The following is a 23,603-nucleotide window of genomic DNA, read 5'->3' on the forward strand; positions in this document are numbered from 1 at the left end:
GCGAGAACTCAACCGAATCCAGCCAGGCGCTGACGGCCGAGGCGGCGCGGCCCAGCGCCTCCGCAGCGAGCACCAGCGTCGCGAAGATCAGGCCCGCGCTGCTGCGCTACCGCGTCCTCGCCTGGGCGACCGGCCTGTGGCTGCTGCTGCTGACCGGCGAGATGATCGCGAAGTACGGCTTCGACGTGCACACCCCGAGCTGGATCGCGGTTGCGCACGGCTGGGTCTACTTCATCTACCTGCTGGTCACCGCCGACCTCGCGGTCAAGGTGCGCTGGCCGATCCTGCGCACGGTCGGCACGCTGATCGCGGGCACCATCCCGCTGCTGTCCTTCTTCGTCGAGCACGTCAACGCGAACAAGGTCAAGCGAGACTTCGACCTCTGACCCGCCGACAACCGCTGTCGGCTCAGGCCAGGGCCGACAGCGCGGGCAGGAGTTGGGTGAGGGCGCGGCCGCGATGCGAGACCGCGTCCTTTTCCGCCGGGGTCAGCTGAGCGGCACTGATATCGCCGCCCGCCGGAATGAACAGCGGATCGTAGCCGAAACCGCCGTCCCCAACGGGTTTGCGGCCGATCGAGCCGGGCCATTCACCACGCACCACGGTCTCGGCGCCGCCGGGCACCACCAGCGCGCAGGTGGAGACGAACCGCGCGCCGCGCCGCTCATCCGGCACATCACCGAGTTGGGCCAGCAACAGCGCGTTATTGGCCGCGTCATCGCCGTGACTCCCGGACCAGCGCGCGGACAGCACACCGGGCATTCCGTTCAGCGCGTCCACCTCGATACCGGAATCATCTGCCACACAAGGCAATCCGGTTGCGGCCGCACCGTCGCGGGCCTTCGCGAGCGCATTCTCCTCGAAGGTCGCGCCGGTCTCGGGCGCCTCGTCGTAGGCGGGCACATCGTCGAGCCCGACGATCTCGATGCCCGCGATACCCGCTTCGGCGAGAATCCGACGCAATTCGTTCAGCTTTTTGGCATTGCGGCTGGCGACCAGGACGCGGCGCGACATCACTTCTTCTTCGACTCGGACGGCTGCGGCAGCACGCCGGGGTAGGGCAGCGCCAGTGCCTCTTTCTGCACGGTGAACAGCCGCTCACATCCGGCGAGTGCCGCGTCGAGCATCTTGTCCAGTGTGGAGCGCGGGAAGGTGGCGCCCTCGCCGGTGCCCTGGATCTCCACCAGGGTGCCGGTATCGGTGGCGACCACATTCATATCGACCTCGGCGCGCGAATCCTCTTCGTACGGCAGGTCCAGTCGCACCCGACCGTCGACGACGCCGACACTCACCGCCGCGATCGCACACGAGATCGGCTGCGGGTCGGCCAATCCGCCCGCCGCGCCGAGGTAGGTGACCGCATCCGAGAGCGCGACGTACGCACCGGTGATGGCCGCGGTCCTGGTGCCGCCATCGGCCTGCAGCACATCGCAGTCGATGGCGATGGTGTTCTCACCGATGGCTGCCAGATCGATGCAGGCGCGCAGCGACCGGCCGACCAACCGGCTGATCTCCTGGGTGCGCCCGCCGACCTTGCCCTTTACCGATTCCCGTCCGCTGCGGGTATGCGTTGCCGCGGGCAGCATCGCGTACTCGGCGGTCAACCAGCCGAGCCCGGAATCGCGACGCCACGGGGGCACGCCCTCGGTGACGCTCGCGGTGCACATCACTCGGGTCTGCCCGAACTCCACCAGCACCGAACCGGCTGGATGCGTGGTGAATCCACGGGTGATCCGTACCTCGCGGAGCTCATCGTCCGCCCTGCCATCGGCTCGTCTCGACACGCGCCAAGCCTAGTCATATGACCCGCCGCGCGCGGCAACCGGTCAGATGTCGAAGGTTTCGCCTGGTGCCACGGCGTGCACCGGCCCGGAGAACTGGGCCTTCGCCTCGGCGATCACATCCTCGCGCGACGTCCACGGCGGAATGTGGGTGAGCAGCAACTCTTTCACGCCCGCGCGCGCCGCGATCATGCCCGCCTCGGCGCCGGACAGATGGATGCCGGGCGGCCGATTCGCCGGATCGTGCGTCCACGACGCCTCCGACATCAGGATGTCGGCATCCTGCGCGAGTTCGAGTACCGCGTCGCACATCGCGGTGTCGCCGGTGTAGACGAAGGTCCGTCCGGCCGCAGTCGAGATGCGCAGTCCATAGGACTCCGGCGGGTGATACATCCGGCGCGCGAGCACCGTATGGCCGGGACCGAATTCGACCGCCTCGCCCTCGACCCACGTCCGGTGATCAATGACGTCGGACCAGTCGTCGCATTCGCCACCGACCTCGGCCGAGGCATTGCCGATGCGCACCGGGCTATCCGACGGACCGCGCACGATCGCCCGCCCCGCCGGGGGTGTCGGATGGTAGCGCCGCCAGACCAGCAGGCCGGGCAGATCCAGGCAGTGATCGGCGTGCAGGTGGGTGAGAAAGATATCGACCTCACCGGGATCGGCATAGCGCTGCAATGCGCCGAGCACACCCGGCCCGAAATCGATGACCACCGGCGACATATCCGGCCCGGTCAGCAGGTACCCCGACGCAGGGGAGTCCGGGCCGGACACACTGCCCGAGCACCCGAGGACGGTAAGGCGCATTCCCCCATGCTCCCACGACGATTTCTCACTCAAGAACCGATCCCCCACATTCCGCTACGAGTCGCGCGCATCCGCGACTACGCATTGACTCCGGCTCGATCCCCGCGACGGTGTCGACGTTCATCACCAGAGAGTACCCAGCCAGCAAGCACTCCACCCACCGCCCCGAAAAGATGCCCCTGCCAAGAGATTCCGGGCTGTCCGGGCAGCACACCCCACAGCACCGACCCGTAGATCGCCAGCACCACCAAGCCGATGCCGATCTGGGCGATATTGCGGGCGAACCAGCCACGCGAGATCAGGAAGGTGAGCCAGCCGAAGATCAGCGAGGACGCGCCGAGATGCACCGATCCGGTGGCGCCGGTGAGCCAGACACCGACACCGGCCACGATCCAGATGATCGCGCTGGCGGACAGTCCGCGTCCGATGCCCGCGAGCAGAGTGATGAAGCCGAGCACGAGCACCGGAAGCGTATTGGCGAACAGGTGATCCCAGCCGTGGTGCAGGACCGGTGCCCAGAGGATTCCCCACAGGCCATCGGCCTCGCGCGGCTCGATGCCGTTGTAGTCGAGTTTATTGTCGTCGAGGGTGTCGACGCCTTCGATGCCGTAGAGCAGGGCGACGAAAGCGGTAATGATGACACCCGCGCGCAGCCAGAGCTGTTTGACGGGAGCGAAGTTGTTCGATTTCGCCGGGGTCGGCACACCGGGAGTCGATCCGATCGGCTGACCCAATTGGGCGCGCAGTGCGGCGATCCGCTCCGGATCGAACGACGAACCGATTCCCGAACCGCCGGTCATCGCAACCTCCTCGTCGAGCGAGTCCCGGGCCGTCGAGATATGCCCGCCAGGGCTCGCTCTTTCGAGGGTACCGGGACAAATCGCGCCCGGATCGGATCTCGGTTCAGGCCCAGAGCTGGCCGTCGAGGCGCTCTTCCGCCTCTTCCAGAGTTCCGTCATAAGCGCCGGTGGACAGGTACTTCCACCCGCCGTCGGCAACGATGAACGCGATATCCGCCCGCTGACCGGCCCGCACGCACTTACGCGCGACGCCGAGCGCCGCGTGCAGGATCGCGCCGGTCGAAATGCCGGCGAAAATGCCCTCTTCCAACACCAGCTCGCGCGTGCGTTTCACCGCGTCGAACGGGCCGACCGAAAAGCGTGTGGTCAGCACGGACTCGTCGTAGAGCTCGGGAATGAAGCCCTCATCGATATTGCGCAGTCCGTAAACCAGTTCGCCATAGCGCGGTTCGGCCGCGACGATCTCGATGCCGGGCACCTTTTCCCGCAGGAACCGCCCGGTCCCCATCAGCGTGCCGGTGGTGCCGAGACCCGCGACGAAATGGGTGATCTCGGGCAGGTCGGCCAGGATCTCCGGGCCGGTGGTCTCGTAGTGCGCCAGCGCGTTCGCCGGATTGCCGTACTGGTAGAGCATCACCCAGTCCGGATTCTCCGCGGCGATCTGCTTGGCCAGTGCGACCGCCTGATTCGAACCGCCAGCGGCCGGGGAATCGATGATCTCCGCGCCGAACATGGTCAGCAACTGACGACGCTCGACCGAGGTGTTCTCCGGCATCACGCAGACCAGCCGGTAGCCCTTGAGTTTGGCCGCCATGGCCAGCGAGATGCCGGTATTGCCGCTGGTCGGCTCCAGGATCGTGCAACCGGGCGTGAGCCGGCCGTCGGCCTCGGCCTGTTCGATCATCCGCAGGGCCGGGCGGTCCTTGATGGAACCGGTCGGGTTGCGGTCCTCGAGCTTGGCCCACAGCCGCACCGGGTGCTCCCCGTCCCACTGCGGGGACAGATTGCGCAGCCCGACCAGCGGGGTGTTGCCGAGGGTCGCGATCAGCGATTCATAGCGCGCCACGGGGTCGATCAGCCTCCGGCGACGGCGGGCAGGATGGTGACGCTCGCACCCTCCGGCACCTCCGCCTCGAGGCCGCCCGCAAAGCGCACGTCCTCGTCGTCGACGTAGATATTGACGTAGCGGTTCAGCTTGCCGTCCTTGAGCAGCCGCTCGGCGAGGCCGGGATGGTTCGCGTCGAGGTTCTCGATCAGCGCGGACAGGGTCGAGCCCTGCGCGTCGACGCGCTTCTCGCCTCCGGTCAGGCCACGCATGATGGTCGGGATGGACACGGTTACCGGCACGGGGACTCCTCGAATTCGACGAACATGGGGGTACTAAACGGTCTCGTACGCATCGACGACCTCGACCGGCTCCTCGGTGACCACACCATCGACGATCCGGTAGCTGCGCAGCTCGTGCTGCTCGGGATCGCGGGTGGAGATCAGCACATAATGCGCGAACGGCTCGGACGCGTAGGAGATGTCGGTGCGGCTCGGGTAGGCCTCGGTGGCGGTGTGCGAGTGGTAGATCACCACCGGGGTCTCATCGGCGTCGTCCATGGCCCGCCACACCTTCAGCTGTTCACCGGAGTCGAACCGGTAGAAGGTCGGCGAGCGCTCGGCATTGACCATGGCGATGAACCGCTCGGGTCTATCCGACCCGTCCGGACCGGCGATGACGCCGCACGCCTCATCCGGGTGATCGGCGCGCGCATGCGCGACCATCGCCTCGACGAGGTCGGCCCTTATCACCAGCACGAGTCAAACCCTTCCGCATTTCGGCACCGCAAATGCCGACATATCGCACCCGACAACGACCAAGAATATTCGGCTATTCCCGGCCACCTGTCGGCCGGTACCCTTCCGTCGGCCACGCTCCCGGTGCCCGCACAAACCGGCGATCGAGCGTCGGCAACCCGAAGTTCCCGTCACCCGCGCCCGGACCAGCGCGGTTCCCAAGTCGCACGCACACTTTCGCGTTTATCGGCCCTATCACGTCCGACGCCGACGCGCGCCGATTGCCGCAGCCGCCGTCCACAGCCCGCGACAGGGGCTGGGCCGAAGTCGTGGGCCGTGGTGGATCAGCGCGGAAAGAGATCGGAGTAGGCGGGGATGCCCGCGACGGAGCGCGCGGAGAGGATGGCGTCCACGATGGCGCGTTCCACGCACACCGCCGCGGCGGTACAGACGGCGTCCAGGACCAGCAGATCGGCCGGGAAGGCCGGGGGCATCGGCAGGGTGGTGATCTCGGCGGTGCCGGTGGCGAGGGCGAACAGGGTGTCGCCGTCCAGGGGCGAGTGGGCCGGGCGGATGGCGCGGGCGAGGCCGTCATGGGCGGTGGCGGCCATGCGCTGGCAGCCCGCGGGGTCCAGGGGTGCATCGGTGGCGACCACGCCGATGGTGGTGTTGAGGACGGTGCCCTTGACCGGGAGTGCGTTGGCCGCGGCCAGTTGGTCCACAGTTGCCGGGCGCAGCCCGAAGTGCTCGGGACCGTCGGTGCCCACGCCCCAGGGCAGGCCGGTGCGCGGGTCGAAGACCGAGCCGACGGGGTTGGCGACGATCAGCGCTGAGACGGTGACGCCCGCGCTGGGACCCGCACCGAGCACCACGCTCGCGGTGCCGACGCCGCCCTTGATCGAACCGGCACGCGCGCCGACCCCGGCCCCGACCGAACCGCGCTCGAACTCGACCGCCGCCGCCTCGGCCGCCAGGAACCCGAAGTCGGCGGTCGGGCGAATCCCCCAGTCCCCCACCGGAAGATCGAAGATGACCGCGGCGGGCACGATGGGCACCACACGGTTCGGATCGGCCGGATCCATCGGGATGCCCTCGCGATGTTCCTCCAGCCAGCGCATTACGCCGTCGGCGGCGGCGAGTCCGTAGGCGCTACCGCCGGTGAGCAGAATCGAATTCACTTGGCGCACAGTGTTGCCCGGGTCGAGCAGATCGGTTTCCCTGGTCCCCGGCCCACCGCCGCGCACATCGACCGCGGCGATGGCACCGCCGGGCGCGCGCACCACGGTGCAGCCGGTCGCCGCGCCGGAACCCAGCGTCGCGTTCGGATCGAGCGCGTGCTGGTGACCGACCAGCAGCCCGGTGACATCGGTGAGCGAATTCCGTGGTCCCGCTTGCGCATTCACTGCTGCTGCTCCTGACTACTCGGCACCGATCCAGGATGGCGTCTTCCGGCCAGCGGCGGCGCGGTCAGGGTGCGAGGGCCTGCAGCAGTGAATCCTGCATCCAGGTGAGCCAGTGGTACACATCCAGATGCGGCCCGCGCGGGTCATCGGGTTCGAGGTGATCGGGTGTGTCGGCATCGATTCCGAGCACCGTGCCCAATGCCAGCCGCACATCGGTGAGCGCGGTCAACCAGGCATCGGCCTGCTCGGGGGTCAGCACGATCTTCCCGCCGTCGGTGGGCACCGTATTCAGCACCACCGACCCCGCGGCCAGCTTGGCGTCGATGATCTCCGGTTCGTGCAGGCCGCGCAGGGCGCTATTGAGATCGGCGCGGTCGGCGTCGGGGGAACCGGGTTCGCTGCGGTGGAAGTCCGGCAGCAGCCGGTGCAGCCGGGGATCCTCGGGCGGCGTCGTATTGCCGCTACGCAACCCGGTCAGTTCGGTGAGTTCGTCGGCGGGCGCGGATTCGGCCCGCTCGGTCAGCAGCCCGGAGACCGCACCGACCAGGGACCGCAGCACGCTAGCCTCACGCGCGTCCATCTCGGATCGCAGCTTGAGGCCGCTCAGCGAGTTCTTCCGGCTCCACTTCCGCACTGACGTCAGCGTAGTCGTACGATCAGTCATCCCGTTGCATGGTCGCCCAGAGTCCCGCCGCGTGCAGCCTTCGCACGTCCTGTTCCATCTTGTCGCGCGAACCCGACGACACCACTGCCTTGCCCTCGTTGTGCACCTTGAGCATCAGTTCGGTCGCCTTCGCTTTGCTGTAGCCGAACAGCTTCTGGAAGATGTAGGCGACATAGTGCATGAGGTTGACCGGATCGTCCCAGACGACCGTCACCCACGGACGGTCCTCGGCCTCCAGGATCTCGGTGTACTCGACCGCTTCCGGAGTCGCCTGTGCCGCCGACAGTGTCGCGTTCGCTTTGCACAAGGCCATAACACTCAGGGTACGACTCGACTCCGGATACACAACACCCGCACACCTGGATTTGGCAGACGCCCCGGCAGCACCGGCCCGTCACGCGCACGACCGCTGTCTACAGTGACTTGGTGGACATGCGCAGCACCGCCCTGCTGACCGATCAGTACGAACTGACCATGCTCGCGGCCGCGCTCGGCGACGGCTCGGCGCAGCGCCGCTGCAGCTTCGAGGTGTTTGCCCGGCGCTTGCCGAATGGTCGCCGTTACGGTGTGGTCGGGGGGACCGGCCGCCTGCTGGACGCACTGGCGCACTTCCGTTTCGAAGAACCGGAGCTCGATATCGCGGCGGGCTTCCTGGACTCGAAGACCGTCGACTGGCTGCGCGACTACCGCTTCACCGGTGATATCGACGGCTATCCGGAGGGTGAACTGTATTTCCCGGGCTCCCCGATCCTTTCGGTGCGCGGCAGCTTCGCCGAATGCGTCCTGCTGGAGACGCTGGCCCTGTCGATCCTCAACCACGACAGCGCTATCGCCTCGGCCGCCGCACGCATGGTGAGCGCCGCCGCGGGACGCCGGATGATCGAGATGGGCTCGCGCCGGGCCCACGAACTCGCCGCACCGTCCAGCTCGCGCGCCGCATATCTGGCCGGTTTCGACGCCACCTCCAACCTGGAGGCCGTGCGCCGCTTCGGCGTGCCCGGCGCGGGCACCAGCGCGCACGCGTTCACCCTGCTGCACAGCGCCGCCGACGGCGCGCACGAGGCGGCCGCCTTCCGCGGCCAGATCGATGCGCTCGGCATCGGCACCACCCTGCTGGTGGACACCTTCGACATCACCAAGGGCGTGGCCACCGCCATCGAGGTCGCCGGACCCGAATTGGGCGGCGTGCGTATCGACTCCGGCGATCTCGGCGTGCTGGCCAGGCAGGTGCGCGAACAACTCGACCGGCTCGGCGCGACCAAGACCCGCATCGTGGTCTCCGGCGATCTCGACGAATATGCGATCGCCGCATTGCGCGCCGAACCCGTCGATGCCTACGGCGTCGGGACGTCGCTGGTCACCGGGTCCGGAGCGCCCACCGCGGGCATGGTCTACAAACTGGTCGAGGTGGACGGGCTGCCCGTGGCCAAACGCAGCAGTCACAAGGAGTCACGCGGCGGCACCAAAAAGGCGGTTCGGCTGTTCCGCCGGACCGGCACCGTGGTCGAGGAGATCATCTACCCGGCCGCCGGAACCCAGCCCGCCGCAAACGGATTCGAAATGCGCGAGCTTTTGGTTCCGCTGGTGCGCGGCGGTGCGGTGGTCGATGGACTGCCCACGCTCGCGGACAGTCGCAAACTGGTTTCCCGCGGGCTGGTCAGCCTGCCGTGGGAGGGCCTGAAACTGTCGGATGGGGAGCCTGCGATTCCGACGACATTTCTGAACTGACCAGGGGCACGGCGGCGTGGGCGTGGCGCCGCTCGGCCAGCCATTCGACGGTCGAAACCGCTATCAGCACGATCAGCACGCCCTTGATCAGCAGCCGCACCCAGTCACCGACCGCGTCGGGTCGGTCGCCGAGCAGAAAGGCGGTAGCGAGATAGGCGGTGTAGCCGATGAAGAATGCGATCGAAATTCTGACGGTGCTGTTCACGTGTTCCTCCAAGTGCCGTGGCCCGCCCGATCGATAAGGCGGCACAATGTAATCCACAGACAGGAGCCCGAGCGTTTACATCTCGGTGCACGACATCCTGGGAAAGTGAGGTCGACATGAACCGGGCGTTGATCATCGTCGACGTGCAGAACGATTTCTGCGAGGGCGGATCACTCGCCGTCACCGGTGGGGCCATGGTCGCCCGTCGCATCACCGGCTATCTGAACTCCACGCATTACAGTGCGGTCGTCGCGACCCGCGATTACCACATCGATCCGGGCGGACATTTCTCCGAACATCCCGATTACGTCGACACCTGGCCGCCGCACTGCCGGGTCGGCACCTCCGGTGCGGATTTCCACCCGAATCTCGATACCGCGCCGATCCAGGAGATCTTCTCCAAGGGCCAATATTCCGCGGCCTACTCGGGTTTCGAGGGCGCCACCGAGGACGGCACCAGCTTGGCCGACTGGTTGCGCGAGCACGCCATCGACGAACTCGACATCGTCGGGATAGCCACTGACCACTGCGTCCGCGCGACCGCCCTCGATGCCCGCATCGAAGGGTTCGGCACCCGGGTGCTGCTGGACTTCACCGCGGGCGTGGCACCGGAGACCACCGCCGCCGCCCTCGATCGCATGCGCACGGCGGGCGTGGATCTCGAGGGGTCGGTCGCCCGGTAGCCCGGTCCGCGGCAGCATCGTGCACCCCGACCTGCCGTAGGACACGCCGGGTCGCGTGGCGAAGGTGTGCGAAGTACCGTGCGGACCGGATCGGGCGGTGATCTCTGTCGGTTCCACGCAGTAGGCTCGTCGCGTGCCCGAACTGCCGCCCGTCCCCGAGCTTTTGGCCACCGCTGTGCACGCGCTCGGCGGGAAGGAGCGCGTCGGGCAGCTGACGATGGCGGCAGCGGTGGACCATGCGATCGATACCGGGGAGCACCTCGCGGTGCAGGCGGGGACCGGGACCGGGAAATCGCTCGCGTATCTGGTGCCGAGCCTGCGTCATGCGGTGCGGACCGGGCGCACGGTGGTGGTGTCGACCGCGACGATCGCACTGCAGCGTCAGCTCGTCGATCGGGATCTGCCGCGACTGGCCGAGGCGCTGAGCAAGCCGCTGGGCCGGGCCGCGAAATTCGCGATCCTCAAGGGGCGCAATAACTATCTGTGCCTGAACAAGATCAATAGCGCGATTCCGGACGAGCCGCAGGAGGCGGAACTCTTCGACGCGTTCGCCATCTCCCGGCTCGGCCGGGAGGTGCAGCGGCTCAACGAGTGGGCCTCCGATACCGAGACCGGCGACCGGGACGAGCTCGTCCCCGGCGTCACCGACCGGGCCTGGCGGCAGGTCAGCGTGTCGTCGCGGGAATGCCTCGGCAAGTCGCGCTGCCCGTTCGGCCAGGATTGTTTCGCCGAGCGGGCCAGGGCGGAATCGGCGCAGGCCGACGTGGTGGTGACCAATCACGCGCTGCTGGCCATCGACGCGATCAGCGGCATCCAGGTCCTACCCGAACACGATGTGGTCGTCATCGATGAGGCGCACGAGCTGGTCGACCGGGTCACCGGCGTGGCCACCGCCGAACTGGCCGCCTCGGCGATCAGTGCCGCGGCCCGGCGCTGCGCCAAACTCATCGACCAGCAGGAAGTGGACCGGCTGGAGGAGGCCGCCGAGGCCTGGCACACGGTGCTGGACGAACTGCCCGCCGCCCGCTGGGACGCCCTGCCCGATGGCATCGCGCCGGTACTGGCGCTGGTGCGTGACGCCGCCTGGAATGCTCGCACCGCGCTCGCACCACAGGGCGGTACTACCGCACAGGGCGACCCGGAGAGTGCCGCCGCCCGCACCCAGGCACTGGCCGCCATCGATGAGGTGCACGACAGCGCGGTGCGCGCCTTGACCGCGTTCGATGAACCCGATCCGGCCAAACGCACCGATGTCATCTGGCTCGCCGCGGACGAGATCCGTGGCGTCGCCCGGCGGACATTGCGGATGGCGCCGCTAGCGGTGGGCGGGCTCCTGCGCAGCAGACTCTTCGGCACCGCCACCGTCGTGCTGACCTCGGCGACCTTGCAGATCGGCGGCTCCTTCGACGGACTCGCCATCACCTGGGGTCTGCCCGCGCAATCGGCCAATCGCAGCGATACCGCAACCGCGAACGGCGCCGAAGCGCCCTCGGACGCCGATACCGTGCGCTGGAGTTCGCTCGATGTCGGTTCCCCGTTCGACCATGCCAAATCCGGCATCCTGTACGTCGCCAAACATCTGCCCGCCCCCGGCCGCGACGGTTTGGCACCGGCCTATCTCGACGAAATCGAGCGGCTGATCACCGCCGCGGGCGGCCGCACACTCGGTCTGTTCTCCTCGATGCGCGCCGCCCGCGCGGCCACCGAGGCACTGCGCGAGCGGCTGGACACGCCCGTTCTATGTCAAGGGGACGACGCAACCGGCGAACTGGTACGCAAGTTCGCCGACGATCCGGAGACCTCGTTGTTCGGCACGCTGTCACTGTGGCAGGGCGTCGATGTGCCCGGTCCGTCGCTGAGCCTGGTCATCCTGGATCGGATCCCGTTCCCCCGCCCCGACGATCCGCTGCTGACCGCGCGGCAGCGCGCGGTGGAATCGCGCGGGGGCAATGGCTTCATGACCGTCGCGGCCAATCACGCCGCATTGCTGCTGGCCCAGGGCACCGGCAGGCTCCTGCGCAGCGTCGATGACCGCGGTGTCGTGGCGATCCTGGATTCGCGTTTGGCGACCGCACGCTACGGCGGCTATCTGCGCGCCTCACTGCCGCCCTATTGGGAGACCGCGGATCCGGAGGTCGTCACCAAAGCACTCCGGCGGCTGACCGCCGCAAGCGCCTGATCAGGTCGAACTGTGAGACCACTCACAAAGCGCTCCATTACTTCCAGACAGAAGTAAGTTGAGATCCGATACTTCGGTGGACCCCCAATTCCACACCGGATGTATCGGCGGTCCCCGCGCCAAGCCCTGCACGCGGCGCGGGGACACCATGTACCCCTGTCACAACCGGTCCGTTTCCCAATGACGCACCAGCCAAATATCGATACTCTCGACGAATTCTTGATCAGCGCAAGGTCTTTGGCCGAATATCGAGCGATCTTCGCACTCGCCGATGTCGACCTCGACGGACACATCCTCGGTCCCGGCGGCGCAGCAAGTTTCACGGCGGAAGCCAGTGAACTCGGCGCCACCGTCAGCGCTGCGGACCCGATCTACGCCCACCCGCGGAGCAGTTGCATGCCCTCGCCCGGTCGGAAACCGATCGCGGAAACATTTGGGCAATTGCGCATCCGGACCGCTACCGCTGGGACTTCTATGGCGATCCACAACAGCGCCGACGAATACGCCAGGCCGCCGCGGCTCGCTTCGGCACCGATCTGACCGCAAATCGATTGGGGCCCAAATAGAGCAGCGACGCGGCGACCGTCACCCCGCCGCACGTATCAACAGATCAGAGCGTCCACTTCAAGATCAGCGTGATGACGGCCGCGACCACGGCCAACACAATCGAGGCAATGCCCCACACCACACCGTGACGCTGCCACGGGCGGCCGCTGTCGAGGGAGAACTTGCCGGGGCCGGTGAAGGCGACGACCGCGCCGACGGTGGCGAACAGCAGGGGCATTTCATAACCCTTGCCGGTCAGCAGGCCGCCGTGCCAGGTGGTGTTGATCGCGTTGATCATGGTGCCCAATACGATGGCCGAGGCCAGCGGGGTCAGCAGGCCGAGCACCAGCAGGATGCCGCCGGTGAACTCACTCAGTCCGGCAAGCGTGCCGAACAGTTTGCCCGGGTTGTAACCCATCGAATCGAAGGTCGCGGCATTGCGGCTCCAGCCCGGGCCGTTGAACCAGCCGAACAGTTTCTGGCTGCCGTGTGCGGCGAGCAGGCCACCGAAGACGACGCGCAGCAGCAAGAGGCCGAGATCGGTGGCGGAGTTGTCGAGAGTCGTGATACTCGAGCCGCCGGGGCGCTCGAGCGTGCTGTGTTTGTTCATGCTGGTCCCCATCCCTGCATCGGTTCGAACAGTGACTGTTAGCCTCGGCAATGAAACGGACTGCGGTCCGATTATCGCACAGTGCACGCCAACTGCGCGATCCTCGGTGTTATTCCGCCAGGAAGAAGAAGTATCCGAGGAACATCACCAGCAGCGCCCACATCGCCGGATGCACCTCTTTGACGCGCCCCTTCGCGGTCATGACGATCGGGTAGAACAGCATCCCCATCGCCAGTCCGTTCGCGATCGAGTAGGTCAGCGGCATCATGATGACGGTGACGAAGGCCGGGATCGAGTACTCCAGCCGGTTCCAGTCGATCTCGCCGAGCGCACGGACCATGAGCACGCCGACCACGATGAGCGCGGGCGCGGTTATGGCGGACGAGCCCGCGACGACCGCGAAGATCGGGTAGCAGAACATGGCGATCAGGAACCAGCCCGCGGTGGTTACCGCGGTCATGCCGGTCCGCCCGCCCGCCGAGACACCCGCGGTCGATTCGACATAGGCGGTGGTGGTGGAGGTGCCGATGACCGCGCCCGCCATGGTGCCCACCGAATCGGCGGCGAGTGCACTGGCCGCGCGCGGCAACTTGCCGTCCTTGTCGAGCAACCCGGCCTGGTTGGCCACGCCGATCAGGGTGCCGGAGCAGTCGAAGAAGTCGACGAACAGCATGGTGAGGATGACGACGGCCATCTGGCCGGTGAAGGCGTCCGGCAGATGGATGATCGCTTGGCCGAAGGTGTGCTCGAGCCCCCGCGGCATCGCGACGACACCGTGCGGCAGATCCACCAGACCGCTGATGACGCCGACCGCCGCCGTGAGCACGATGCCGTACAGCACCGCGCCGTGCCAGCCGATGACCAGGAACACCACGGTCACGACCAGGCCGAACAGCGCAAGCAAGGTGGTGCCCTTGGTGAAATTGCCGAGCGTGACCAGCGTGGCATCGCTATTGACCACGATGCCCGCATTCTTCAGGCCGAGGAACGCCACGAACATGCCGATGCCCGCACCGACGGCAAGCTTCATCTGCATCGGAATCGCATCGAGAATGCGTTCGCGCACCTTGGTGACCGCGAGCACGAAGAAGATCACCCCGGACAGGAAGGTTCCCGACAACGCCGCCTGCCACGGGATTCCCATTCCGAGCACCACCGAGTAGGCGAAGAAGGCATTGAGGCCCATACCCGGCGCGAGCGCGATGGGATATCTGGCCCATATGCCCATCACCAGCGTGCCGAATACCGCGGCGACGGCCGTCGCGGTGAAGACCGCCTGCATGGGGATGCCCTTGGCGCCGAGCGCGCCCTGGTCGCCGAGTACCGATGGATTCACCGCGAGCACGTAGGACATGGCCAGGAAGGTGATCGTTCCGGCCATCAGCTCACGCTTAATGGTCGAGCCGTTCGAACTGATGCCGAAGTACGTGTCCAAGCGTCCTCGGGTCCGGCTCAGAACGTCGGTGACCATAGGGTTCTCCAGTCGAAAATTAGTACAAGGGTGCCAGGGAACGGTAGCTGACAGTTCACTGAACCCGAGAACTCGCCCCATGGGCCGGGTGCGGACATTCGTGAGCAGGTCACGATAGCCATCTCCCCGCTCGGCGGCGCCACCACCTTTCGCGGCCTGGATTTCACCAGGGGCACCAAGGCGACGATCATGCTCTGGCTCGCCTTTTCGATTTCGAAGCAGCCACCCCCACCGCATACTCCGCTTCAGCTTCTGGGACCCCAAGGGCCTGGTCCAACTCGCGAAGTTGTTACGCCCGGTCCCGATCCTGGGGGAATCCGACAGCCGACTCGCATCGCGTACGGGGCCGAGATCGTCGAGCGTCGCATCCGGCGCTTTCACAGCGCCGACACCGGTTAGGCGCTCGGAGCGATGACCAAGCCCAGTTCGGCGTCGCCGGCGAGTAATTCGTTATGGGGGAGTATGCGGATCGTGTAGCCGACGGCACCGGAGAGCGGGACCGGGGTTTCGACGGTGAAAAGGTCTGTGCCGGACTCGGATCCGGTGTGGGTCATGGGGTAGCTGCTGATGTCGGAGAGGTCGTCGGTCGGGGAGACGCGGCCGAGTACGGCTTGTACGGTGACGTCGGCGGGGCTGAGACCGCCGAGGTCGATGCGGGCGGAGAGGGAGAGTTCGGCGCCGATGATGGGGGTGTCGGGCAGGCCCGCGCTGTCGACCTGGATCACCTTGACCGAGGGCCAAGCGGCCTCCACTCGACGGCGGTACTCCGAAATCGCTCGGGCACCGGCGAATTCGTCGGCGCTCGCACGTTTCCCGGCGACCGCGGCGGGCGCGTAGTACTCGACCGAATAGTCGCGGACCATGCGGGAGGCCAGCACCTTCGGCCCGAGGGTTTCCAGGGTGTGGCGCACCATCTCGACCCAGCGCACCGGCATATCGGAGCGATCGCGGTCGTAGAACCGCGGTGCCACCATGCGTTCGAAGAGGTCGTAGAGGGCGGCCGCCTCGAGGTCGTCGCGGCGGTGTTCGTCGGTGACGCCGTCGGCGGTCGGTATGGCCCAACCGTTTTCGCCGTCGTACATCTCATCCCACCAGCCATCGCGGATGGAGAGGTTGAGCCCGCCATTGAGCGCTGACTTCATCCCGGAGGTGCCGCAGGCCTCCAGCGGACGCAGCGGATTGTTCAGCCACACATCGCAACCCCAGTACAGGTAGCGGGCCATCGACATGTCGTAATCGGGCAGGAAGACGATGCGATGGCGCACTTGCGGATCGTCGGCGAAGCGGACGACCTGCTGGATCAGCGCCTTGCCGCCGTCATCGGCCGGATGGCTCTTACCCGCGACGACCAACTGCATCGGCCGATCCGGATTCAGCAGCAGCGCACGCAAGCGCTGCGGATCGCGCAACATCAGGGTCAGCCGCTTGTAGGTCGGCACCCGCCGGGCGAAGCCGACGGTCAGCACATTCGGATCGAAAACGCCATCGACCCAATCCAATTCGGCCGATGCGGCACCGCGCTCCAACCACGAGGCGCGCACCCGGCGGCGCACCTCGGCAACGAGGGTGGCGCGCAAGGTATTCCGGGTCGACCACAGTTCAGCCAGGTCGATATCGCGCAGCTTCTCCCAGCCCCGCGCCTCCTCGACCAGCTGGGGTCCGATGTATTCGCGGGCCATATCGAACCATTCGCGCGCTGCCCAGGTCGGAGCGTGCACACCATTGGTGACCGAACCGATCGGCACCTCGGTCGCATCGAATCCGGGCCACAGCGGCGCGAACATGGCACGGCTCACCTCGCCGTGCAGTTTGGAAACACCGTTGGCGCGCTGAGCGAGTCGCAAGCCCATATGCGCCATATTGAACACCGACGGATCGGCTTCGCGGCCCAGCGCCACGATCCGGTCGATGGAAAGCCCGGGCAGCATCGCGGATTCGGATTCACCGTGGCCGCCGCCGAAGTACCTGCGCACCAACGGCATCGGGAAGCGGTCGATACCCGCGGGCACCGGAGTATGCGTGGTGAACACCGTCGCCGCCCGCACCGCGGCCAGCGCCGTGTCGAAATCGAGTCCGGTCGAAACCAATTCACGGACCCGTTCGACGCCGAGGAATCCGGCGTGGCCCTCGTTCATGTGGAATACATCGGGATCCGGCAGTCCGGCCGCACGGGTGTATGCGCGCACCGCCCGCACCCCACCGATACCGGCCAGGATCTCCTGCTTGATCCGATGGTCCTGATCGCCGCCGTAGAGCCGGTCGGTGACCGAGCGCAGCTCCGGATCGTTCTCGGCGATATCGGAATCCAAAAGCAGCAGCGGCACCCGCCCGACCTGCGCGATCCACACCCGCGCCCGCAGCACCCGCTGGTCGGGCATCGCGACATGGATCAGCACCGGCGCGCCGTCGGTGGTCAGCAATCGCAGCGGCAGGCCCTGCGGGTCGAGCGCCGGATAGTGCTCGCTCTGCCAGCCGTCCGCGGTCAGCGACTGCCGAAAATAGCCGGAGCGGTACAGCAATCCGACGCCGATCAATGGCAACCCCAGATCGGAGGCGGCCTTCAGATGATCACCGGCGAGAATCCCGAGCCCGCCCGAATAGTTCGGAAGTACCTCGGTGACGCCGAACTCCATCGAGAAGTAGGCGATACCGCGCACCGGCTCGTCGGTCTGCCGTTGGAACCAGCCCGGCCGGGTCAGATAGTCGTGCAGATCCGCGGCCGCGGCGTTCACCCGGCCGACATAGTCCGCGTCGGCGGCGAACTCGTCGAGCCGCGCCGCCGGCACCTCCCCCAGCATCCGCACCGGATCGCGGCTCACCTCGCGCCACAACTCGGGATCGAGCTCGGCAAACAGGTCCTGCGTGGGCCAATGCCACGACCAGCGCAGATTCGTGGAAAGTTCGCCCAGGGCCGCCAAACGCTCGGGCAGATGGGCACGGACGGTGAAACGACGAAGTGCCTTCACGTGCGGAACCCTACCGAATACCGAGTCCCCGGGTGGCCACAGCGCCCCAGGTCACCCGTGCGCACGCACCAGCGGACCCGCGCACAGACCTGACGACAGGACTACCCGCGGACCCGACGACAGGACTACCCGCGCCGGGCCCGTTGTAGTGCAATGCACCAGCCGCCCACCGACACGGACCCGCCGGAATATCGGTCGCGACAACCTCGGCACAAATGGCAGCATCGGCTGATGCCGCACTGGATCGATGTGCTCCCACAGTTCCTGCTGGCCTGTCTCATCCTGGCCGCCCTACCCGGACCCGCGACCGCACTGTTCCTCCAGCGCGCGGTGCGCGACGGCCGCGCGGCGGGTCTGGCCGCGGTGGCGGGGAACGAAATAGGTGTGTTCGGATGGACGCTCGCCGGTGGCGCGGGCCTGTCGGTGCTGCTGGTCGCGAACCGGTTCATGAATACGGCGGTGCACGTCATCGGCGCGCTGGTGCTGATCTGGCTCGGCGTACAGGCCTGGCGCGGGGCGCGCGGCGACGACGAATTCGGCGCCACCATGACCAAGATGCTGCCCACCGGCCGCACCCCCGGCTCGGCCTTCCGCGCATCGCTGATCTCGATTGCCGCGAATCCGAAGGCGGCCGTCTTCGGCCTGACGATCCTGCCGCAGTTCCTGCCGTCGACCGGTCCGGTACTGCCGACCGTGCTCATCCTGGCGGCCATCCAGTTGGTCATCGATACGGCCTGGTGCGTCGGCATCGTGCTGGCGGCCGATCGGGCCGGGACCTGGTTGCGTCGCACCGGCATCCGCCAGCGGGTGGAACGCGCCCTCGGCGCGATCTTGGTCGCGCTCGGCCTCGGACTGGCGGCCGACGCACGCTGATCCGGACCAACCGCCCCACACCCGGTAGGTTGGTCGACGTGACCGGCCGCATCGCCATCGATGACACCGCCCCGTCGATACCGGGCGGCCGCCCGGCGAAGGCCGCCGTCGGCGAGGTCTTTCCGGTGCGCACCGTGGTCTGGCGCGAGGGGCATGACGCCGTCTCCGCCACGCTTGCGGTACGCGGTCCCGGATCGGCGCGGACCACCCGCATTCGCATGACACCGGACTTCGAGCCGGACGTCTTCAACGCCACCTTCGTCCCCAACCTGCCGGGCGCGTGGACCTACCGCATCGAGGGCTGGAGCGATCCGATCGCCACCTGGCGGGCGGCGGTGGAGGCGAAGCTGGCCGTCGGTCAGAGCGCCGCCGATCTGGACAACGATCTCGAACTCGGCGCCCGGCTGCTCGAACGCGTCGCGCAGGCCGTACCCAAGAAGCAGTTCGAGCGGTTGCGCGCGGCAGCGGCGGCGCTGCGCAGCGATGAACAGTTACCCGCTCGTGTCGCGCCCGCATTCGGCACCGAGGTCGCCGAGATCCTGCGCGCTACGCCATTGCGGGACATGGTCACCCGCGGCCCGCAGCACACCGTGCTGGTGGAACGCCAACGCGCGCTGTACGGCTCGTGGTACGAGTTCTTCCCGCGCTCGACGGGCGGCCACGATGCCGAAGGCAACCCGATCCACGGCAATTTCGCCACCGCCACCAAGGAATTGCCGCGCATTGCCAGCATGGGTTTCGACGTGGTCTACCTGCCGCCCATCCACCCGATCGGCGAGATCAACCGCAAAGGCCGCAACAACGCGCTCTCCGCCGAACCGGGTGATGTCGGCTCCCCGTGGGCGATCGGCTCGAAGGACGGCGGACACGACGCCATCCATCCCGAACTCGGCACCACCGCCGACTTCGCCGAATTCGTCACCACCGCAACCGAACTCGGCCTCGAAGTGGCACTCGACCTGGCCCTGCAGTGCGCACCGGATCATCCATGGGTCGCCGCCCACCCGGAGTGGTTCACCACGCTCCCGGACGGCACCATCGCCTACGCCGAGAATCCGCCGAAGAAGTACCAGGACATCTACCCGGTCAATTTCGACATCGATCCGGACGGTCTGTACGCGGAGGTCCTGCGCGTCGTGCGGCACTGGATCGGCCTGGGTGTCAAGATCTTCCGCGTCGACAACCCGCATACCAAGCCCGCCGACTTCTGGGAGTGGCTGATCGCGACCGTGCGGCGCACCGATCCCGATGTGATCTTCCTGTCCGAGGCGTTCACTCGACCGGCCCGGCTCTACGGTCTGGCCCGCCGCGGATTCAGCCAGTCCTATACGTATTTCACCTGGCGCATCGCCAAATGGGAACTGACCGAATTCGGCAACGAGCTGGCCGCCAAGGCCGATGAGGCCAGGCCGAACCTATTCGTCAACACCCCCGACATCCTGCACGAAAGCCTGCAGCACGGCGGGCCCGGCATGTTCGCCATTCGCGCCGTGCTCGCCGCGACCATGGCCCCGACCTGGGGTGTCTACTCCGGATTCGAACTCTTCGAGCACCAGGCGGTCCGGCCGGGCAGCGAAGAATACCTGGATTCGGAGAAATACCAACTGCGCCCGCGTCCGTTCGCCGCGGCGCTCGCGCGCGGAGAATCGCTGGAGCCGTGGATCACTCGGCTCAATGAGATCCGCCGCGCACATCCGGCGCTACAGCAGCTGCGGTGCATCCACTTCCACCACGTGGACAACGATGCGCTACTCGCCTATTCGAAGGTCGATCCGGTCAGCGGCGATGCCGTGCTGGTCGTGGTGAATCTGAATCCCTATGCGGCCGAATGGGGCATGATCTCGCTCGATCTACCCGCGATCGGCCGCGAATGGCATGACCATCCGGTGGTATTCGACGAGGTCAGCGGCGAGGAATACCACTGGGCGCAGACGAATTATGTACGGCTGGATCCGGCCAACGCGGTCGCCCATATCCTCACGCTGCCCGCGGTACCGCAGCAGGCACGCGCGGAATTGGCCTTCCGCAGGACCTTTCGATGAAGCGCCGCGACCTGATGCTGCTCGCGGCGGGCACACATACCGACCCGCACACCGTGCTCGGCGCGCATCCACATCCCGATGGCACCGTCATCCGAGTGCTGCGCCCCCGCGCCGATACCGTCTTCGCCCGGGTCGGCGGTGTGGACCATCCGCTGAAGTCGTTGGGGCACGGCGTTTTCGCCGGTGCCGTCCCGCACTCCGATCTGATGGACTACCGCATCGTCACCAATTACCAAGGCGGACAGACGATCATCAGCGCGGACGGCTACCGCTTCCTGCCCACCGTCGGTGAGCTGGATCTGCATCTCCTCGGCGAGGGCCGCCATGAGCGGCTGTGGGACATGCTCGGCGCGCACCCGCGTCACTACACCACCCTCGATGGCGAGGTGGACGGCACCTCGTTCGCCGTCTGGGCACCGAATGCCCGCGGCGTCACCGTAATCGGGGATTTCGACGGGTGGAGTGGACACACCGCGCCGATGCGCGCACTCGGCTCCTCCGGGGTGTGGGAGGTTTTCGTGCCCGGCGTCGAAGTGGGCACGAAGTACAAGTATCGGGTACACGGCGCGGACGGCCGAACCGTCGATCACGCGGATCCGCTGGCCTTCGCAACCGAGATGCCGCCTGCCACCGCATCTGTCGTCACCAAGAGCACCTACACCTGGTCCGACAGCGAGTGGATCGCCGCACGCGAGCGCACCGATCCGACCCGTGCGCCGATGAGCGTCTGCGAGGTGCACCTCGGCTCGTGGCGGCCCGGCCTCGGCTATCGCGAATTGGCCGACCAGTTGGCCGATTACGTGCACGCCGCCGGATTCACCCATATCGAACTGCTGCCGATCGCCGAGCATCCGTTCGGCGGCTCCTGGGGCTATCAGGTCACCTCCTACTACGCACCCACCGCCCGCTTCGGCTCCCCCGACGACTTCCGCGCCTTCGTCGACCGCATGCACACCACAGGCATCGGCGTCCTGCTCGACTGGGTGCCCGCCCACTTCCCCCGCGACGAATGGGCCCTGGCCCGCTTCGACGGCACCGCACTCTACGAGCACGCCGACCCGCGCCGCGGCGAGCAGCTCGACTGGGGCACCTACATCTTCGACTTCGGCCGCAATGAGGTGCGCAACTTCCTGGTCGCCAACGCGCGGTACTGGATCGAGGAATTCCACATCGACGGACTGCGCGTCGATGCCGTCGCCTCCATGCTGTACCTGGATTACTCACGCGCCGACGGAGATTGGGAACCCAATGTGCACGGCGGCCGAGAGAATCTGGAGGCCGTCGACTTCCTGCAGGACCTGAACGAAACCGTGCATCGCTACCACCCCGGCGTCGTCACCATCGCCGAGGAGTCCACCACCTGGCCCGGTGTCACCCGCGGCACCGATGTCGGCGGTCTCGGCTTCACCATGAAGTGGAATATGGGCTGGATGCACGACACCCTCGGCTACCTGGGTCGCGATCCGATCCACCGCTCCTGGCACCACAACGAGATCACCTTCTCGCTGGTGTACGCGTGGAGCGAGAACTACGTGCTGCCCATCAGCCACGACGAGGTCGTGCACGGCAAGGGCACACTCTGGACCAGAATGCCCGGCGACGATTTCGCCAAGGCGGCGGGCGTGCGCGCACTGCTGGCCTACATGTGGTCGCATCCCGGTAAGCAATTGCTGTTCATGGGACAGGATTTCGGCCAGTTCCGGGAATGGTCGCACGACCGCGGCCTGGACTGGCACGAACTGGAAAACCCACTGCACCAGGGCATTACGACCGCGGTGCGGGATCTGAACGCGGTCTATCGTGCCCATCCCGCGCTGTGGAGCCAGGACACCAGCCCGGGGGGCTATTCCTGGATCCAGGCCGACGACCGCGACCACAATGTGATCGCCTTCCTGCGCTACGGCTCCGACGGCTCGGTCATCGCCTGCGTCTTCAATTTCTCCGGCTCGGTCCACGGCGAGTACCGCGTCGGCCTGCCGAGCACCGGCACCTGGCGCGAAATCCTCAATACCGACGCCGTCGAATACGGCGGCTCCGGCATCGGAAACCTCGGCGGTATCAAGGCGACCGACGAACCGTGGCACGGCCGCCCCGCCTCCGCCACCGTCGCCCTACCCCCCAACAGCGCCATCTGGCTCACCCCCGAGCTCTGACTCCCCGAGGGCGCGCCCGTCAGTAGAGGGCCGCGGCGAGCTTGCGGCGCGCGGCGACCACAAAAGGTTCTGCCGGGTCGAACAATTCGAAGAGTTCGAGCAGGCGAGTGCGGGCCTTGGTGCGGTCATCGCCCGCTGTCTTCTTGATCACCGCGATCAACCGGTCGAACGAGGCATCGGGCTGCTGGTGCAGCATCTCCACGTCGGCGGCAGCAAGGGCGGCGTCGATATTGGCCGGATCGGCGTCCGCGGTGGCGATCGCGGAGTCCGGGACGGCCTGGGCACGGGACAGGAAGCGCAACTGTCGCAGCGCGTTCTTTGCCTCTTCATTGCCCGGCTCGGCGGCGATTATGGCCTCATAGGCCGCTTCGGCACTCGCCATGTCACCGCGCTCCAGCGCGGCCTCCGCGGCGACGAAACGGGGGTCGTCGACGGGCTGCGGCTCGGCACCGTCGTCGCCCTCCAGCTTGCCCGCGACGGCGTCGATGACCGCGCTGAGCCACTGCTTCACCTGCGGCTCCGGCTGGGCGCCCTGGAAGTCCGCGAGCGGCTGACCGCCCGCCACGGCGATCACCGTCGGAATGCCCTGCACACCGAACGCCTGGGCGATGCGCATATTGCTCTCGGCCTCGACGGTGGCCAGATCCCAGGTGCCGCCGCCCTCGACGACCAGTCGCTCCAGCGTGCGCACCAACTCGACACTGCCGGGACTGCGCTGCGAGTACAGCGCGACCACCACCGGCACCTGCATCGACCGGCGCAGCACCTTCGTTTCGAAGTCCACCTCGGAGACGGCGTAGTCGCCGCCCCCACCACCCGACGGACCGGCCGGGGGCTGCTTCAGACTGGACAGATCCACCGCACCGGACATAGCGGCGGCAACGGCAGGCGAAGGGCGGCGTGCGGC

At 67.2% G+C, this 23,603-nt stretch carries 23 protein-coding genes; 8 read left to right on the forward strand and 15 right to left on the reverse strand.

The features are described from left to right. Positions 1-29: 29 nt before the first annotated feature. Positions 30-386 carry a DUF3817 domain-containing protein gene (locus tag ACWEO2_RS17105; protein WP_452406192.1) on the forward strand — a complete coding sequence of 119 codons (357 nt, stop codon included), beginning with the start codon at positions 30-32 and terminating at the stop codon, positions 384-386. A gap of 22 nt (positions 387-408) precedes the next feature. Here ACWEO2_RS17105 and rdgB read toward each other — a convergent pair whose 3' ends face one another. The 10 genes from rdgB to clpS all read right to left on the reverse strand — a co-directional run bounded on the left by rdgB (position 409) and on the right by clpS (position 7,553). Next, the gene (gene rdgB, locus ACWEO2_RS17110; protein ID WP_452406167.1) at positions 409-1,014 is read right to left on the reverse strand and encodes an RdgB/HAM1 family non-canonical purine NTP pyrophosphatase; all 606 of its coding nucleotides are present in this window, start codon (positions 1,012-1,014) and stop codon (positions 409-411) included. Further along, the gene (rph, locus tag ACWEO2_RS17115; protein WP_354954931.1) at positions 1,014-1,784 is read right to left on the reverse strand and encodes a ribonuclease PH; all 771 of its coding nucleotides are present in this window, start codon (positions 1,782-1,784) and stop codon (positions 1,014-1,016) included. The genes rdgB and rph overlap by 1 nt, the downstream gene beginning before the upstream one ends. Positions 1,785-1,826: 42 nt before the next feature. Further along, a complete protein-coding gene (locus tag ACWEO2_RS17120; protein ID WP_452406168.1) occupies positions 1,827-2,591 on the reverse strand; it encodes a cyclic nucleotide-degrading phosphodiesterase in 765 nt (254 codons plus the stop codon). A 77-nt stretch (positions 2,592-2,668) separates the two neighbouring features. Then, positions 2,669-3,391 carry a rhomboid family intramembrane serine protease gene (locus ACWEO2_RS17125; protein WP_452406169.1) on the reverse strand — a complete coding sequence of 241 codons (723 nt, stop codon included), beginning with the start codon at positions 3,389-3,391 and terminating at the stop codon, positions 2,669-2,671. Between the two features lie 103 nt (positions 3,392-3,494). Further along, a complete protein-coding gene (locus ACWEO2_RS17130; RefSeq protein WP_355182361.1) occupies positions 3,495-4,457 on the reverse strand; it encodes a PLP-dependent cysteine synthase family protein in 963 nt (320 codons plus the stop codon). A gap of 8 nt (positions 4,458-4,465) precedes the next feature. Continuing rightward, positions 4,466-4,738 carry a MoaD/ThiS family protein gene (locus tag ACWEO2_RS17135; RefSeq protein ID WP_354954923.1) on the reverse strand — a complete coding sequence of 91 codons (273 nt, stop codon included), beginning with the start codon at positions 4,736-4,738 and terminating at the stop codon, positions 4,466-4,468. Positions 4,739-4,771: 33 nt separating this feature from the next. After that, positions 4,772-5,194, reverse strand: a complete 423-nt coding sequence (locus tag ACWEO2_RS17140) for a Mov34/MPN/PAD-1 family protein (protein ID WP_452406170.1) — start codon at positions 5,192-5,194, stop codon at positions 4,772-4,774. Positions 5,195-5,517: 323 nt separating this feature from the next. Continuing rightward, complete coding sequence (locus ACWEO2_RS17145) at positions 5,518-6,576, reverse strand: P1 family peptidase (RefSeq protein WP_452406171.1); 1,059 nt, start codon at positions 6,574-6,576, stop codon at positions 5,518-5,520. A 64-nt stretch (positions 6,577-6,640) separates the two neighbouring features. Beyond that, on the reverse strand, positions 6,641-7,210 hold the full coding sequence (gene aosR, locus ACWEO2_RS17150; protein ID WP_355182356.1) for an oxidative stress transcriptional regulator AosR: 570 nt from the start codon (positions 7,208-7,210) through the stop codon (positions 6,641-6,643). A gap of 22 nt (positions 7,211-7,232) precedes the next feature. Next, complete coding sequence (clpS, locus tag ACWEO2_RS17155) at positions 7,233-7,553, reverse strand: ATP-dependent Clp protease adapter ClpS (protein ID WP_355182354.1); 321 nt, start codon at positions 7,551-7,553, stop codon at positions 7,233-7,235. Positions 7,554-7,672: 119 nt separating this feature from the next. Here clpS and ACWEO2_RS17160 point away from each other — a divergent pair, with 119 nt between their 5' ends. Further along, positions 7,673-8,968: a nicotinate phosphoribosyltransferase gene (locus ACWEO2_RS17160; RefSeq protein ID WP_452406193.1), complete on the forward strand. Its 1,296-nt coding sequence runs from the start codon at positions 7,673-7,675 to the stop codon at positions 8,966-8,968. On the opposite strand, the gene ACWEO2_RS17165 is transcribed toward ACWEO2_RS17160, so the two are convergent. Continuing rightward, positions 8,898-9,173 (reverse strand): hypothetical protein, encoded by a 276-nt coding sequence (locus tag ACWEO2_RS17165; protein WP_452406172.1) that lies wholly within the window; start codon positions 9,171-9,173, stop codon positions 8,898-8,900. The two genes, ACWEO2_RS17160 and ACWEO2_RS17165, sit on opposite strands and share 71 nt — an antisense overlap. A gap of 116 nt (positions 9,174-9,289) precedes the next feature. Between ACWEO2_RS17165 and ACWEO2_RS17170 the strand changes: the two genes are divergently transcribed. The 3 genes from ACWEO2_RS17170 to ACWEO2_RS17180 all read left to right on the forward strand — a co-directional run bounded on the left by ACWEO2_RS17170 (position 9,290) and on the right by ACWEO2_RS17180 (position 12,575). Next, complete coding sequence (locus tag ACWEO2_RS17170; RefSeq protein ID WP_452406173.1) at positions 9,290-9,856, forward strand: nicotinamidase; 567 nt, start codon at positions 9,290-9,292, stop codon at positions 9,854-9,856. Positions 9,857-9,989: 133 nt separating this feature from the next. Beyond that, complete coding sequence (locus tag ACWEO2_RS17175; RefSeq protein WP_452406174.1) at positions 9,990-12,035, forward strand: ATP-dependent DNA helicase; 2,046 nt, start codon at positions 9,990-9,992, stop codon at positions 12,033-12,035. 180 nt (positions 12,036-12,215) lie between these two features. Further along, positions 12,216-12,575: a hypothetical protein gene (locus ACWEO2_RS17180; protein WP_452406175.1), complete on the forward strand. Its 360-nt coding sequence runs from the start codon at positions 12,216-12,218 to the stop codon at positions 12,573-12,575. Positions 12,576-12,645: 70 nt separating this feature from the next. Here ACWEO2_RS17180 and ACWEO2_RS17185 read toward each other — a convergent pair whose 3' ends face one another. The 3 genes from ACWEO2_RS17185 to glgP form a co-directional block, all read right to left on the reverse strand. Further along, positions 12,646-13,191 carry a DoxX family protein gene (locus ACWEO2_RS17185; protein WP_452406176.1) on the reverse strand — a complete coding sequence of 182 codons (546 nt, stop codon included), beginning with the start codon at positions 13,189-13,191 and terminating at the stop codon, positions 12,646-12,648. Between the two features lie 109 nt (positions 13,192-13,300). After that, positions 13,301-14,662, reverse strand: coding sequence for an NCS2 family permease (locus ACWEO2_RS17190; protein WP_452406177.1), 1,362 nt, complete (start codon positions 14,660-14,662; stop codon positions 13,301-13,303). A 395-nt stretch (positions 14,663-15,057) separates the two neighbouring features. Next, positions 15,058-17,628, reverse strand: a complete 2,571-nt coding sequence (glgP, locus tag ACWEO2_RS17195) for an alpha-glucan family phosphorylase (protein WP_452406178.1) — start codon at positions 17,626-17,628, stop codon at positions 15,058-15,060. Positions 17,629-17,859: 231 nt separating this feature from the next. Here glgP and ACWEO2_RS17200 point away from each other — a divergent pair, with 231 nt between their 5' ends. From ACWEO2_RS17200 to glgB, 3 genes are read left to right on the forward strand one after another with little or no spacing between them, the layout of a single operon-like run. After that, on the forward strand, positions 17,860-18,501 hold the full coding sequence (locus ACWEO2_RS17200; RefSeq protein ID WP_355182337.1) for a LysE family translocator: 642 nt from the start codon (positions 17,860-17,862) through the stop codon (positions 18,499-18,501). A 38-nt stretch (positions 18,502-18,539) separates the two neighbouring features. Continuing rightward, positions 18,540-20,543, forward strand: coding sequence for a maltotransferase domain-containing protein (locus tag ACWEO2_RS17205; protein ID WP_452406179.1), 2,004 nt, complete (start codon positions 18,540-18,542; stop codon positions 20,541-20,543). Further along, complete coding sequence (gene glgB, locus ACWEO2_RS17210) at positions 20,540-22,696, forward strand: 1,4-alpha-glucan branching protein GlgB (RefSeq protein ID WP_452406180.1); 2,157 nt, start codon at positions 20,540-20,542, stop codon at positions 22,694-22,696. Before ACWEO2_RS17205 ends, glgB begins: the two co-directional genes overlap by 4 nt. Positions 22,697-22,715: 19 nt before the next feature. Here the strand turns inward: glgB and ACWEO2_RS17215 are convergent, their stop codons facing one another. Continuing rightward, positions 22,716-23,567 carry a tetratricopeptide repeat protein gene (locus ACWEO2_RS17215; protein ID WP_452406194.1) on the reverse strand — a complete coding sequence of 284 codons (852 nt, stop codon included), beginning with the start codon at positions 23,565-23,567 and terminating at the stop codon, positions 22,716-22,718. Between the last annotated feature and the right edge of the window lie 36 nt (positions 23,568-23,603).

Source organism: Nocardia sp. NPDC004278, from assembly GCF_053602975.1.

Excerpts from the sequence above, each read along its gene's own strand:
- ACWEO2_RS17170 (WP_452406173.1), top strand. The coding sequence starts at position 9,290 with ATGAACCGGGCGTTGATCATCGTCGACGTGCAGAACGATTTCTGCGAG.
- clpS (WP_355182354.1), bottom strand. The coding sequence starts at position 7,553 with ATGGCCTTGTGCAAAGCGAACGCGACACTGTCGGCGGCACAGGCGACT.
- ACWEO2_RS17200 (WP_355182337.1), top strand. The coding sequence starts at position 17,860 with ATGCCGCACTGGATCGATGTGCTCCCACAGTTCCTGCTGGCCTGTCTC.
- ACWEO2_RS17180 (WP_452406175.1), top strand. The coding sequence starts at position 12,216 with ATGACGCACCAGCCAAATATCGATACTCTCGACGAATTCTTGATCAGC.
- ACWEO2_RS17185 (WP_452406176.1), bottom strand. The coding sequence starts at position 13,191 with ATGAACAAACACAGCACGCTCGAGCGCCCCGGCGGCTCGAGTATCACG.
- ACWEO2_RS17160 (WP_452406193.1), top strand. The coding sequence starts at position 7,673 with ATGCGCAGCACCGCCCTGCTGACCGATCAGTACGAACTGACCATGCTC.
- ACWEO2_RS17215 (WP_452406194.1), bottom strand. The coding sequence starts at position 23,567 with ATGTCCGGTGCGGTGGATCTGTCCAGTCTGAAGCAGCCCCCGGCCGGT.
- glgB (WP_452406180.1), top strand. The coding sequence starts at position 20,540 with ATGAAGCGCCGCGACCTGATGCTGCTCGCGGCGGGCACACATACCGAC.
- ACWEO2_RS17125 (WP_452406169.1), bottom strand. The coding sequence starts at position 3,391 with ATGACCGGCGGTTCGGGAATCGGTTCGTCGTTCGATCCGGAGCGGATC.
- rdgB (WP_452406167.1), bottom strand. The coding sequence starts at position 1,014 with ATGTCGCGCCGCGTCCTGGTCGCCAGCCGCAATGCCAAAAAGCTGAAC.
- ACWEO2_RS17120 (WP_452406168.1), bottom strand. The coding sequence starts at position 2,591 with ATGCGCCTTACCGTCCTCGGGTGCTCGGGCAGTGTGTCCGGCCCGGAC.
- ACWEO2_RS17190 (WP_452406177.1), bottom strand. The coding sequence starts at position 14,662 with ATGGTCACCGACGTTCTGAGCCGGACCCGAGGACGCTTGGACACGTAC.